Origin of the sequence: Coprobacillus sp. AF33-1AC (genome assembly GCF_003475785.1) — a bacterium.
Classification (GTDB): Bacteria; Bacillota_I; Bacilli_A; order Erysipelotrichales; family Coprobacillaceae; genus Faecalibacillus.
Genome location: NZ_QRQB01000003.1, coordinates 20,839 through 35,242, shown reverse-complemented (window position 1 = coordinate 35,242; position 14,404 = coordinate 20,839). Strand labels below are relative to the sequence as shown.

Genomic DNA, 14,404 nt, shown 5'->3' with positions numbered 1-14,404 from the left:
TGAGATTGATGGTCAAAAAGCAATTTAAGATTTGGATTATTTTGCTTTTGATGCTTTGTGGATCAAATTCTTTTTTAATAGGAATTTATGGACAAAGTAATCATCAAACAAAAGCAACACTGCTCAGTGATGGTGGAAGTTATACATTGTCACATATATTAGGTCATTATAATGTTTTTACCAGTGAAGATTATTATGGAACTCATGTAGTTGGACCAATGATTGTTGGTGGTCGAACTGGACGTACAACTTTAGATGGAGGACAAGGCTCCCTTTCAATAGGCGGTATTAGTCATACTAGTGGTACAGTCAAAGAGTTTAAACATGATGTACCGTCTTATTTTAAAAAGAAGACGATGATTGCTGGAAATACGGTGATTACATCAAGTGATGTACCACTTTATTTAGGATCGGAGAATCAAAATGTAACATCATGGGCTCTGCAAGGTCCAAATAATCAAGTTTATGATGACTATTATTTTACAGATGGCTATGTTGATTTCAATGAAGCAGTAAAACAATTAAAACAAGATGCTTTAAGTTATCAAAGTTATAGTGGACCAGATCATCAAGGTAAGATGATAAATAAAGTGGATCTTTCTTTAAAATTGGTTAATCAAGTTAAAAGTGAATTAGCTAAAAATAAAGATTACGTTTATGAAAATGAGTATTGTAAGATATTTAGAAATGAACAGAACAGATTAGAAAAAGATGGTTTAACAATTCAATTGAAGTTAGGTCATAACTATCATTTTGAATGTTTAAATGATTTTGATTGTATTATTTATGATTATGATCGTTATGATGATGAAACGACAACGATTATCAGTTGTGATGATCAAACCATAACTTCATTTCCTAAAATATTAAAAACACAAAAAGATGTGATGGGAAATGTCGCAGGAGGTGTGTGTTTAAATCAAAAACAATATCAAACAGCTTATCAGTTTGATACTTTAGAAAGTGGTTATCATACATCAATTATGTATTTATGTTTAAATGCTTCAATGATTAAGATACCTGGAGGACAGGGTAAATTAAATGGGCATTTGGTTGCCTTAGATGCTTTAGTGAATATTTATAGTGGTGATTATAATGGAACGATTGTCGCTAAAAGTGTTAATTCTAAAGCTGAAGGACATATGTGGTGTTATCATGGTATGACAACACCAGGAATACTTGATTTAAATTTAAAGAAGTTGGTAAATTCAAAGACTCCTGATCAACAGTTTACTTTTGAATTAAGTTGTTTAAAAGGTCCTACTGATTCAACTATTTATCAGTCACTTTTAAAAGAAACGTTAAAAACGAATAATCAAAGCAATGGGGTTATTCATTATCGTTTAAATGGTTTTAATCAAGTTGGAGAGTATATTTTTAAAGTGAGGGAACTTGATAGCAAAGGTTACAAGTGTACGCCAGAAGCCATTTATATTAAAGTTAAAGCAACATTAAATCATCAAACAATTGTCCCAACGATAGAGGGCTATTACCAAGATGAAGCAGGTAGTCAAAAATTAGATCAGCCTCATTTTAATAACGTTAATACAACAAGTTTAAAAGTACAAAAAAGATGGCTTGATGAAAATGGTCAAGATATGCAAGCACCAGTTCAACAAATCAATCTAGATTTGTATCAACAAGCTTACTTAAAAAAAGGTTATGATGTCAAAGTTAAAGTTCTTTTAAAACAAAACAATACTTTAACAACAGTCAAAGAAGAAAATGTTTTTGTTAAAGAAAAAGGAAAACTTTGTTTTCAAGTAGACAGTCGTGCTCGATATCAAAACCTTTATATTACGGGGATTGAAAAGATTAAGTGTAATCAAGGAACTGTAGTAGAAAAAAGAAGTGATCATCATCAGTGGAATACCCACTATGATGCAAGAAAAAATCTAGAAATTAAAGATATTCAAGGCAACGATGAAGTTGAAATCATTTATAGTGTTTCACCTGGAATACAAAGTTCTATAAATCCTCAAGATATTCATTTAACAATTCAAAGTTATGATCAAGGTGAATATCAAAAAGCAGGACCAGCTGCTTTAATTAAAACGATTCAATTAGATGCAAATCATCATTGGTTTCAAGAAATTAATGATTTAATAACCAATAAAGATAATCAAATTTATCGTTATTATGTTCAAGAAAAAGACTTATCTGGATTTAAAACAACTTATCAAATCAACGATAAGAATTCTAGTCTTGCTGGTGAGATAGAAACAGCCGGAAATGAGACTATTCAAGTTATCAATAAAAAAGAAAAATCTGCTTATTTATTGATTAAAAAAATAGGTCATGCAAATAAAAATCAAGGACTTAAAGATGCAGGGTTTACTTTATATGATGAAAAGAAACAACCTCTAAAATTTAAATTAAATCAAGGAACTTATTTCTATGATAAACAAGGTGATCCTTTATTGATCACTGATCAAAAAGGTTGTATTAAAATCGATTTAAACTCTTTAAAGAGTTTAAATATAAAGAATTACACGCTAAAAGAAGTCAAACTACCAGAAGGCTATAAAGGTTTATTTGAAGAAGTGAAACTTCATTTTGATGAAAATCATGATGATTGCTATTACAAAATAGACAATCAAAAAAATCAGGTATTTAAAAATCATGATATTCATACAATGACTTTAGAAAATGAAAAAGTAACGATTCAAGTACCAGATACGGGTTATGGTGGTTTAGACTTTAAAAAAGCAGGTATCTGTTTATTAATAGGTGCTATGAGTATGGAAATGATAAAACAAGTTAAAAGGAGAAAAAAGACAAAGTGCTAAAAAAGTTATTCAGTTTTGTTTTATTGAGTGTGATGTTTTTAGGTTCGCTTATTTCAGTTCAGGCTGCCTCTTTATCACAGGCTAATTTAACGATTTTAAAAGATGGAGCGACATTTAGTGTTTATAAAGTATTAGATGCTAAGGCGAGTAATGATGTCTTTGTATATGATGTCAATAAAGATTTTAAAGATTTCTTTAAACAGGGAAAATATAGTTTTGATAAAACAAAAGGAATTATTAAAGATGGTAAAGTCTTTTTACCAGTAGATAAAGTTAATACAACGGTAAGTAGTAAACCAACAAAAGTACAACCAAGCCAAGAAATGGCTGAATTTACGTTAGCTTTACAAACTTATATGCAAGAAAAAAATATTGTTGGTAATCAAGTAAAAGATAAAGAAGAAAAAGGTTTAGATTTAGGTTGTTATTTAGTCTTAGAAACAGCTAATAGCCAAAATAATGCGATTGTTGCTTCTAAAGCGATGATGATCAACTTAGTTAAAGATATGAAGATTTATCCTAAGGATGATCAAGGATGTTTAGTAAAAAGCATTGTTGAAGACAATAAGAAAATAAAGAAAAATGATGTAGGTGTAGGAGATAAAATTAATTATGTAGTTGATAGTGTTGTTCCTACTTATGATCAATCTGTAAAAGAAATTAAGTATTGTTTTACTGATGAATTCTCTAAAGGATTAAAATACAACCAAGATTTAAAAGTTTATTTAGGTGAACAATTATTAAAAGTCAATCAAGATTATTCTTTAAAAGTAACAGGTAGTGAAAAAACTAAAGCAACATTAGTCATTGATATTAAAAATAGTCAAAAATTACTATCTAGTGTGCGTAAAGATATGAAATTAGTTTACTCAGCAACTCTTACAAGTGATGCTTATATTGATAGTGGTTATGGTCATCCTAATGAAATGAAATTAGAATATACAAGAGGACCAAATCAATCTAATACTGTTTTAAAAGACCATACTGTAACTTACACTTATGGTTTAAAGATGATTAAAAAAGATGGTAAACATGATGGTGTTAATTTAGCAGGTGCACAGTTTGCTTTATTTAAAAAAGCAGATTTAACAAAACAAATTGGTAAAGCTATTTCATCAAAAGATGGTAAAGTGGCATTTACAACTATGGATAATCAAGCATTAGGCTTAGATGCCGGTGAATATGTGATTAAAGAAGTCAAAGCGCCTAGTGGTTATAGTGAATTAGGTAGTGATATTTATCTTACAATTAAAGCTAATAATCCATTAGATGGTAAAGCTACAATAAAAGCAACAAATAAAGAAGGACAAAGTATTGCTGAAGTAAAAGTCATCACTGCTTGTAATAGAAAAGATCAAACTTTAAGTATTGTTAACTATAAAGGAATTTCATTACCTGAAACTGGTGGTAGTGGAACAAAAGTCTTTATGTTAATTGGTGGTGCTTTTATTACTTTAGCAGCGATTATTTATGCTATTTATGAATTAAGACATCAAACAGAAAAATAAGGTATCATTTATGATACCTTTACTTTCATTAAAAGAAGGTGAATCAATGAGAAAAAGAATTTTAATAATATTTTGTATGTTCTTTGTTTTGATGTTAGGGAGTATCAGTGAAACAGGAGCTATTAATAAGGGTAAAGTTACATTAACATATCAAAATAGTGAATATACTTTATCAGATATAGATGTTTTATTATATAAAATTGCAAGTTATGATATCAAAAACTTAGGTAAAATTACACTTTTAGATGACTATCAAGATAGTCATCTGGATTTAAGTGATATTGAACATCAAGATGTACTTAAAGAAAAGACAAGATCATTAAAACAATATATTGATAAGCATGCTTTAAAAGAAAACCAATTAATTAAGGCAGATAATCATGGAAAAGCTGTTTTTAAAGACTTAGATGATGGAATTTACTTAATACAAGGACGTTATCGAGGGAATGACCTAGATGTATCTATTGAACCAGCATTAATCGTGATGCCTCATGTCTATGATCAACAATTTGTTTATCAATATGATCTTCATCCTAAAATGACGATTCAAAAAAGAAAACAATATCAAGATTATACTGTTTTAAAAATTTGGAAAGATCATAACAACAAAGAGCATTTAAGACCACAAGCTATTAAAGTAGGCTTATACGCTAATAAAAAGCTAGTACAAACAGTTAAGTTAGATGCTACGTCTAATTGGTCTTATACATGGAATCATTTAGATAGTACAAAAAATTGGTCGGTTAAAGAAATTAATGTAAATCGTAATTATATAAGTCATGTTAAACAAACTCATAACCAGTTTGTTATTGAAAATGAAATTAAAGATACAACGCATATTAAAACAGGCGACTATCAACCGATTATTATTTTTATGATACTATTTTTATTTTCTGCAATAACACTTATTTATTGGAGCATTAAAAAGAAAAACTAGCAGATTGCTAGTTTTTTTCTTGCCATTTCATGATGACATCTTTACCATGATGTGCCAAAGCAACATAAATTACTTTTCCTTTTAGTCCTTCATCATATCGATTATTTTTGATTTGTTGAATAGCTTTACATGCAAGTTTGTTTAACTCATCATGTATGTTATCTTTCTTTTCTTTTAAGTATTTAAACTCCAAAACAAATGATGTACGTTTTTCATCTTTTGCCTTTAGAATAATATCACATCTTCCTTTACCAGTTTCTCTGTTTGAAAGGATATCATATCGATTTGATAAACAGACACACATACCTAACATCATCATATGATAACTATTTTCATTAGTTAAATCATGATAGGATGGTAACATTAAAATGTTTTGATACTCGTTAATAAAGTTTTCCTGTTGTTCATGAGTGAGATAACGGCTCAGTCTCGTTAATTGTCCTTCATTTAAAGATAGGTAATATTCTGTCAGACTTCTAAATTCTGTTTGGACTTCTTTGTTAGGTATTTGAATGCTGTAATAATTGTCCATGAGATCTATGACTTTATTGATTGTTAAATATCCAGCATTAACAAACAATCCCCATAGCGTCGCATTATCCGCTACTTCATAAAAACTTGTTTGCATCGTCACAGTCGTTTCTAACTGACTGTTGATGATGAGGTGATTATACTCTCTTTTAAAACCATCATTAGCATGCAATAGTGCTTGTTTAATCATTGTATTAGCACTGGTATTAACCCAGTAGGGCACAAGTTCTTTTGCACTGGCATAATTTAAAATAGACCAGGGATTATAGATATCGTTATTTCCAATATGATAGCCATCATACATTTCTTTGACATGATCATTTAACTGTAAATGATAGTATTCCAGTAAGGTCTTTGTTTCATGACTGTCAAAACCAAAATATTGACTGTAAGGTTTATCTAGCACAGTATAAACAACCAGATTATTCAAATCGCTAAAGATATTTTCTTTAGCCACTCTTTGAATTCCAGTAAGCATGGCATATTTTAGACTGTCAGAAGTTTTAAGTGAGTTATGAAGCAAACCAGATAGTCCGCCTTTTATTTCATCATAAAATCCATTTACATGAGCTTCTATAAAAGGTGTATCGTATTCATCTATAAAGACCATAACCTTTTTACCATAGTAATCTTCCAATCGTTCCATTAAAAATGAAAGAGCATCGTTGATACCTGTTAAATCATTATCATATTGAACTAATACGTCATATAGATGATCATATTTTGCTTTTTTAAATCCTTGTAAATTTTCAAATACATAACTATGTTTGTCCCATTGATTTTGTATTTGTGTCTTAATGGTTGAAACAATAGTATCTTTATCTCTTTTGGCATCTGCAAAAGAAATAAAGATCGTAGGATATTGATTCATTTCATTTGCATAAGGGGTATCCATGATTTTAGTATCAATAAATAATTCTTTAGAATCTTTCGTTATATCGAAGAATTCGTTCATCATGGACATATTAATCGTCTTACCAAATCTTCTAGGTCTAGTAATTAACGTCACTTTACTTTTATTTTTTAAAAAGTCTTGTAGCATTAAAGATTTGTCTACAAAGTAATAATCATTTTCTCTTAATTCTCTATAATTAGATATTCCTATTGGTATAGCCTTCATTGCAGTCATCCTTTCTTTTCATATTATAAACTATTTTATGTTTCTTTACTATATTATTACAAATGAGATAAAAGAAAAAAGAGAAGCTTTACAAATAGCTTCTCTTTATATAAATATATGATTTTATAATTAATTTTGAGCTTTGATATATTGTAAATCAATCATTTTTTGGTTGACTTGTTTTGCTAGTAAAGTATTAAATGCATCATTACCATTTAACTTATCATCTTTTAAGAGACTTGATGGAATATAGTTATTATTTAAGTCTTGTTGATCTTGGGCTGTAGGTGTAATGTTAGCGTCAGCAAGTCCATGATCTAATAAATAAGCACGATATTCTAAGAAGTGATCTTTATGTTCTTCTTTTAACATGTTGTTTTGGTCTCTTACAGAGGCGTTTTGACGTCTTGAAGTTAAAGAGACGACGATATATTTTTGGGTCTTAATTTGGTTAATAATGGCCCTTTGGTAAGTAATGGTACGATAGATATCTAAGTTATTTTGATTATCGTATGTACCACTAAAGAGGACAACAATATCATTTTCATTAAAATCAGGAACATCACTCTCTACTTGAGTTAATTGATTAAGTGGCGTTTCTTTACCAGCTTCATTTCTTGTAAAAGTATGCATATTACGATTAGCGTCATAACTTAATGTACCTTTAATACCATTAATCGTGACATCGCTAAAGTTAGTACCTGTACTTTTTAAAACATCTAAAGGTTGATTTTGTTCATCATATAAAGGAACATCAACAGGGGTTTTACCTTGAGGAATAGTGATATTATTAACATAGATTTTAATACGTCCTACACGGATAGCTAAATCTAATGAAGTATCTTGATTACCACCTATTTTAATAACTTGACTATTACTCAATGATTCTAAAGTGAGGGGATAACTAGCAAAATCATTACCGATTGTTAAGCTATCGCCAATACAATAGATTCTTTGTTTTGGTGTTTCATCTTTTTTTGTTTCTGTTTTTGCTGTTTGTTCAGTTTTTGTTGTTTGATATTTTTTAGCGTTATTGTTAGTGACATGTCTGTCATAACCAATTAAACCAAGAATAATTGCAACTAAGACCAGAACACTAATAGGAAAAAGTGATTTTTTCATTTTAGTAATAGTAGTAATGATTTCCAGATGAAGTTTTTGCTTTAGTAAGCACACTACCTAGAACATTAACATTATTTCTTTGTAATTGTTTGATGCAGTTGGCAGCATCTTTTTTGTTGGTATCTTGGCTAGAAACAGCAAAAATAGTTCCATCTACAGCATTTCCTACAGGAATAGCATCAGAAATCATTCCTACAGGAGCACAGTCAATAATGATAAAATCAAAATATTTTTTAACTTCATTAATATAATCTTTAAAAGTATGAGATCCTAATAATTCTGAAGGATTAGGAACATGAATACCACCAGTTAATACTGTTAATTCACCAATAAATGATGGATGTTGTACCGTTTGGAAGTATTCATAATTAATCATATGTTTTTGTCTAAAATCAGCTAAAGCATCAGTTAAACCTTGTTTATTAGATAATCCCATATACTTATGTATAGTATTTTTTCTTAAATCAGTATCAATTAATAAAACCTTATTATACTTTGTCGCAAAGATATAAGCTAAATTAATAGATAATGTTGTTTTTGCTTCTCCTGATTGAGTAGAAGTAATACATATAGATTGAATATCTCGATCAACAGTAGAAAACTCTATATTTGTACGAATATGACGAAAGATTTCAGCATAGTCAAATTGACTATGTTTTCTTTGTTTATCAAGAATATTTAATGTTCTTCTTTTATTCACTCTTGCCATTGTTATCTCCTTTTAAATAGTTTTTTAAATAAAGACTGTTTTACTTCAATTGGTTCTACTTCTTCATTATTAATAATATGAAGAGGATTTTCATACATTAATGTATGAATTGTTTCATAATTATATTTCTTCACTAATAAATTAAAGACTTGTTGTAAACAAGGACTACGATGACCATCACAGCGATGAGTATCACTAGCGATAACATGTATACATCCTGCATCAAGTAATTGATAAGCAAACTTTTGCGCATGTTTACCATGATAACCTAGAAAGCTTGTCGCATTGACTTGGATAACATAACCACAATCAATGAAATCTTCTATTCTTTCTAAATCTAATTCATCTTTAAAGTATCTTTCTACATGAGCAATAATCGGTGTATAGCCTTTTAACTGAATTTCATATAAATAATCTTCTACTTCATTTTCATTCCCTAATTCATTTCTGACATCGAATTCAACTAATAAATAATCAGTATTTTCAATAAGAATATATAAATCATTTTCTAGCGCTTCTAGATAATCATGATTTAAAAATAATTCACATCCAGCTAAAACTTCTATACCATAGTTTTGTGCCAATAACTTTAAGTCTTCAATTCTTTTTTTGATTTGTTTAAGGTCTTCTTCATTTTGGTTACCTGGAACAACATGGGGTGTCGCTACGATTGTTGAGATACGATTTTCTTTTGCTTTTTCTAAAGCAATCTTGGCATCTTCTAATGAAGGCATCCCATCATCTATTTGCCAGGCATAATGACCATGGATATCGATAAAAGCCATTATTTATCCTCGAAGTAAGGAATAACACCAAGATTAGGAATACCTAAATAATTTTCAGCGTCTTCCTTAGTATGAATACGATTATCTAACATAAAACGGATAAAGATAATACCAATACTTACAATTAAACCAACTAAACCACCAATCACTAAGTTTTTAGTTAAACTTGGTGATACAGGTGTTGTTTGAAGTTTTGCTTCATCAACAGTCGTAATGTTATTAATATTTAATGTATCTTTAACTTCTTGAGTAAAAACACTGACTGTTGTATCAACGATCTTTTTAGATAATTGAGGATCATTCGTTGTAGCTGAAATAGAAATGATTTGCGTATCTGATTCATTAGAAACTGCAAGGGCTGATGAAACGACACCAGTATCGACTTTTAATTCTTGAGCGACTTTACTTTGAATACTGTTTCCATTTAATAAAGCTACATAGTTATTAGTCATTAAATTGTTAGATGTGATTTGTGAATAATCAACAACCCCTTCATTAACTTGAGGTTTAGGGAATATTCTTGCTGAAGAAGAATATTTCTTTTCAACAAAGAAAATAGTAAAGACCCCAACTAAAATGGCACATACTAATGTAGAGATAATGATAATATGTAAGTGACTTTTTAATACTTCAAACAGTTCACCTAAATTTATTTCAATGTCTTCATTTTGAATTTCTTGATTTTCTGTCATTATAGGACTCCTTTTATATATATATTACTTATAAATGAATAATTACGTCATGTTACATTATTATATAAAAGTAAGCAAAAATCAACATATTTATCCATTTTAAAGTTGATAACTTGCATAGATTAGTATATACTTTTGTATACAAAAAGATAGGCAAGTCTATTGAAAGATAGTACACGCAAAGCTAGAGGGTCTAAGCACGAAGATGTATGACAGCCAGTTGCATTTGTTAGTCTATCTTTTGATAGGCTTATTTTTGTAGAATATACCAAATTATGACATAATACTTGTTTATTTATCATATATAGATATAATAGGCATGATTATAAATGAACATTACGTCAATTGTTATTTATAAGGGGAGGGTAAATAATGACCAAGGAGAAAAGTCAGTTGCTTTTAAGAAGAGTATGTTTAATCGCATTTGATACAATAAGTATTATCATATCATTTTTCCTATCATCATTTATAGCCTACAATGGTCAGATTGAATTAAGCTTTTTAAAAAATACTTATTTAGTGTTAAGTATTTTATTAGTATTGAGCTTAGTTTTTTTTACCCATATGAAGCTATATGTGAGCTTATGGCGTTATGCTTCTGTCAATGAATTATTAAATGTCATCATCTCAGCGATGATGAGTTCAATTATTTATTGTGCTTTATGCATTATTCTTAATTTAAATCCACCAATTAGTACTATGTTTCTTTATTTATTAATACTGTTACTATTAATTGGAGGATCACGATTTGGTTATCGTTTTTTAAGATTATATGCTGGAAGACATGGTTTGTTTGGAAGAAGTGATGAAAACTGTAAACGAGTTATGATTGTGGGTGCTGGTAGTGCTGGTGAAAAGATTTTAAGGGAAACACTGGTTACTCCTAAAATTAATAAACAAGTGGTTTGTTTTATTGATGATGATCATACAAAACATAATCGAAGAATTCATAATATTCCTATCGTAGGGGATCGTTATGATATTGTAAAAAAAGCAATTGAATATAAAATTGATGAAATCTATGTTGCTTTACCATCAATTGATGATAAGCAAGTTTCAGAAGTCCTTAACATCTGTAAAGAAACCCGATGTAAACTAAAGAAATTACCAGGTATGTATCAGTTCTTAAATGATGAAATCATTTTAGAAAAACTAAAAGATGTAGAAGTACAAGATTTATTAGGTAGAGATCCAATCAAAGTCAATCTTGAAGAAATTATGGGCTATGTAAAAGATAAAGTTGTCATGGTTACTGGTGGTGGCGGTTCAATCGGTAGTGAATTATGTCGTCAAATAGCTAAGAGTGAACCTAAACAACTGATTATTGTCGATATCTATGAAAACAATGCTTATGATATTCAATTGGAGTTACAAAGAAAATATCCTGAACTTCATTTAGAAACAATGATAGCTTCAGTAAGAGACGCTAATAAAATTAGAGATTTATTTGCTTATTATCGTCCTGATATTGTTTATCATGCAGCTGCTCATAAACATGTTCCTTTAATGGAAGATGCACCTCATGAAGCGATTAAAAATAATGTCTTTGGTACTTTAAATGTAGCCAAAGCAGCAGATCATTATGGAGTAAAAAGATTTATTTTGATTTCTACTGATAAGGCAGTCAATCCAACGAATATCATGGGAGCATCAAAAAGACTATGTGAAATGATTGTTCAATCATTTGACAAAAAATCAAAAACAGAATTTGTAGCTGTTCGTTTTGGAAATGTATTAGGATCTAATGGATCAGTCATTCCATTATTTAAAAAACAAATTAAAAATGGAGGACCAATTACTATTACCCATCCTGATATTATTCGTTATTTCATGACCATTCCTGAAGCCGTATCTTTAGTATTACAAGCAGGAGCGTACGGACATGGTGGTGAAATCTTTGTCTTAGATATGGGTAAACCAGTTAAAATCTTAGACATGGCTAGAAACTTAATTAAATTATCAGGGTTAGAACCTGATGTCGATATTGAAATTAAGTTTATCGGGTTAAGACCTGGAGAAAAGTTATATGAAGAAATGTTGATGAAAGAAGAAGGTATGCAAACGACACCTAATAAGATGATTCATATTGGTAAACCAATAGAATTATCAGATAACTTCTTTAATCAATTAGACAATCTTTATCAATTAGCCTATGATGAAGATAGTGATATAAGAAAAGCAGTACATGAAATCGTAGATACATATCATTACGATGAAAAAACAACACATGGAGTGAAAGTCGCAGTTTAAAAAAGATAAAGAAAAGTAATCGTCGCAGGGTCGCGTTACTTACATTTATCGGTTATACATAGCCTAGTCGAATAACGATACGTTATTCGATGGGCGAAGCGTATCTAAAAGGAGGAAAAAGCATGTTTGATAATTGGTATGTCGTTCAAGTTAGATCAGGTAAAGAAGATGAAATCGTGAAAGCCTGTCATTTATTAGTTGATCGTAGTATTCTTCAAGAATGCTTTATTCCTAGATGTAAGAAAAAAAAGAAGTTTAGAGGAACTTGGAAAATCGTCGATGAAATCTTATTTAAAGGGTATATCTTTATGATTAGTGATCGTATTGAAGATTTATATACGGAACTAAAAAGAATACCCGATTTAACCAAGCTACTTGGTAATGATGGAAAAGATATCTTTCCCATCTATCCCCAAGAAGCTAAGTTTCTTACACGTTTTTCAGATATAAATCATGTGGTAGAATTTTCTAAAGGAATGATTATTGGTGATCAAATCACCATCATCGAAGGACCTTTACAAGGTTTAGAAGGAAAGATTACAAAGATAGATCGACATAAGCGTATCGCTTATATCGATTTAGAATTATTAGGTAAAATTAATCGGGTTCAAGTAGGACTTGAAATTATTAGTAAAAACTAAGAGATATAACATAACGTATGTAAAGACTATCTTCATAGTCTTTTTATTATACATAACTTATGTTATGTCTTTTAAGATAAAGAGATGGAGGGGTAAAATGAAAGATAAAAGAAATATACCATTTTCACCACCAGATATGAGTGAAGATGAAATTAATGAAGTAGCAGATACTTTAAGAAATGGGTGGATTACAACTGGTCCAAAAGTTAAAAAATTTGAAAGACAAATCGCAAATTATGTAGGTGTTAATAAAGCAGTATGTTTAAATTCACAAACCGCTTGTGCGGAAATGGCCCTAAGAGTACTTGGAGTAGGACCTGGAGACGAAGTCATTGTTCCTGCCTATACTTATACAGCGAGTGCTGCAGTTGTATGTCATGTGGGTGCTAAATTAGTATTAGTTGATGTACAAAAAGATAATTTAGAAATGGATTATGACGCATTAGAAAAAGCAATTACAGAAAATACAAAAGTTATTATTCCAGTTGATTTAGGTGGAGTACCTTGTGATTATGATAGAATTTTTGAAATTGTAGAAAAGAAAAAATACTTATTTAAACCAAATAATGAGATACAAGAAGCAATGGGAAGAATTTCCGTTAATGCTGATACAGCACATGCTTTTGGTGCTTCATGGCATGGTAAAATGTGTGGATCTATCGCTGATTTTAGTTCATTTAGTTTTCATGCAGTTAAGAACTTAACAACTGCGGAAGGTGGAGCGCTTACTTGGAGAACGATTGAAGGAATAGATGATGAAGATATCTATAAACAACTTCAATTGTTATCATTACACGGACAATCAAAAGATGCTCTAGCTAAAACAAAATTAGGATCATGGGAATATGATGTTGTGGCTCCATTGTATAAATGTAATATGACAGATATTATGGGTGGTATTGGTTTAGCACAAATGAGAAGATATCCAACAATGCTTAAAAGAAGAAAAGAAATTATTGAAAGATATAATGAAGCTTTTATTCCTTTAGGAATTGAAGTATTAAATCATTATGACGAAAATCATCAATCAAGTGGACATCTTTATATTACAAGAGTTTCAAACATCACTGGTGATCAAAGAAATGATATTATTACAAAAATGGCTGAAAGAGGAATTGCATGTAATGTCCATTACAAACCATTACCAATGCTTACAGCATATAAAAACTTAGGTTTTGATATAAAGGATTATCCAAATGCTTATAATCAATTTATTAATGAAATTACATTACCACTTCATACAAAATTAAGTGATGAAGATGTAAATTATATTATTGATAATTATAAAAAAATAATAAAAGAAGTATTTGAGGTGTAGCA

General features: G+C 29.7%; 11 protein-coding genes and 1 riboswitch. Of the genes, 6 read left to right on the top strand and 5 right to left on the bottom strand.

From position 1 onward, the window contains the following. Positions 1–8: 8 nt before the first annotated feature. Genes DWZ53_RS02025 through DWZ53_RS02015 form a run of 3 tightly spaced genes read left to right on the top strand, consistent with a single transcriptional unit; the run spans position 9 to position 5,234 of the window. Complete coding sequence (locus tag DWZ53_RS02025; protein ID WP_233541816.1) at positions 9–2,789, top strand: collagen-binding domain-containing protein; 2,781 nt, start codon at positions 9–11, stop codon at positions 2,787–2,789. After that, positions 2,783–4,297 carry an isopeptide-forming domain-containing fimbrial protein gene (locus DWZ53_RS02020; protein ID WP_118431503.1) on the top strand — a complete coding sequence of 505 codons (1,515 nt, stop codon included), beginning with the start codon at positions 2,783–2,785 and terminating at the stop codon, positions 4,295–4,297. The genes DWZ53_RS02025 and DWZ53_RS02020 overlap by 7 nt, the downstream gene beginning before the upstream one ends. A 46-nt stretch (positions 4,298–4,343) precedes the next feature. Further along, a complete protein-coding gene (locus DWZ53_RS02015; protein ID WP_158568157.1) occupies positions 4,344–5,234 on the top strand; it encodes a Cna B-type domain-containing protein in 891 nt (296 codons plus the stop codon). A 7-nt stretch (positions 5,235–5,241) separates the two neighbouring features. Here DWZ53_RS02015 and DWZ53_RS02010 read toward each other — a convergent pair whose 3' ends face one another. The 5 genes from DWZ53_RS02010 to DWZ53_RS01990 all read right to left on the bottom strand — a co-directional run bounded on the left by DWZ53_RS02010 (position 5,242) and on the right by DWZ53_RS01990 (position 10,193). Next, positions 5,242–6,885, bottom strand: a complete 1,644-nt coding sequence (locus DWZ53_RS02010; protein ID WP_118431499.1) for an AAA family ATPase — start codon at positions 6,883–6,885, stop codon at positions 5,242–5,244. A gap of 129 nt (positions 6,886–7,014) precedes the next feature. Continuing rightward, positions 7,015–8,061: a hypothetical protein gene (locus tag DWZ53_RS02005; RefSeq protein ID WP_147365875.1), complete on the bottom strand. Its 1,047-nt coding sequence runs from the start codon at positions 8,059–8,061 to the stop codon at positions 7,015–7,017. Next, positions 8,009–8,716 (bottom strand): CpsD/CapB family tyrosine-protein kinase, encoded by a 708-nt coding sequence (locus DWZ53_RS02000; protein WP_118431495.1) that lies wholly within the window; start codon positions 8,714–8,716, stop codon positions 8,009–8,011. Before DWZ53_RS02000 ends, DWZ53_RS02005 begins: the two co-directional genes overlap by 53 nt. Positions 8,717–8,718: 2 nt before the next feature. Continuing rightward, positions 8,719–9,501: a tyrosine-protein phosphatase gene (locus DWZ53_RS01995; protein WP_118431493.1), complete on the bottom strand. Its 783-nt coding sequence runs from the start codon at positions 9,499–9,501 to the stop codon at positions 8,719–8,721. Further along, positions 9,501–10,193, bottom strand: coding sequence for a YveK family protein (locus DWZ53_RS01990; RefSeq protein ID WP_118431491.1), 693 nt, complete (start codon positions 10,191–10,193; stop codon positions 9,501–9,503). The genes DWZ53_RS01995 and DWZ53_RS01990 overlap by 1 nt, the downstream gene beginning before the upstream one ends. 142 nt (positions 10,194–10,335) lie before the next feature. Then, positions 10,336–10,421, top strand: a riboswitch (cyclic di-GMP riboswitch). A gap of 144 nt (positions 10,422–10,565) precedes the next feature. Here DWZ53_RS01990 and DWZ53_RS01985 point away from each other — a divergent pair. The 3 genes from DWZ53_RS01985 to DWZ53_RS01975 all read left to right on the top strand — a co-directional run bounded on the left by DWZ53_RS01985 (position 10,566) and on the right by DWZ53_RS01975 (position 14,402). Further along, a complete protein-coding gene (locus DWZ53_RS01985) occupies positions 10,566–12,443 on the top strand; it encodes a nucleoside-diphosphate sugar epimerase/dehydratase (protein WP_118431489.1) in 1,878 nt (625 codons plus the stop codon). A 122-nt stretch (positions 12,444–12,565) separates the two neighbouring features. After that, positions 12,566–13,084: an antiterminator LoaP gene (loaP, locus tag DWZ53_RS01980; protein WP_118431487.1), complete on the top strand. Its 519-nt coding sequence runs from the start codon at positions 12,566–12,568 to the stop codon at positions 13,082–13,084. Positions 13,085–13,181: 97 nt separating this feature from the next. Next, on the top strand, positions 13,182–14,402 hold the full coding sequence (locus tag DWZ53_RS01975) for a DegT/DnrJ/EryC1/StrS aminotransferase family protein (protein ID WP_118431485.1): 1,221 nt from the start codon (positions 13,182–13,184) through the stop codon (positions 14,400–14,402). Positions 14,403–14,404 lie beyond the last annotated feature (2 nt).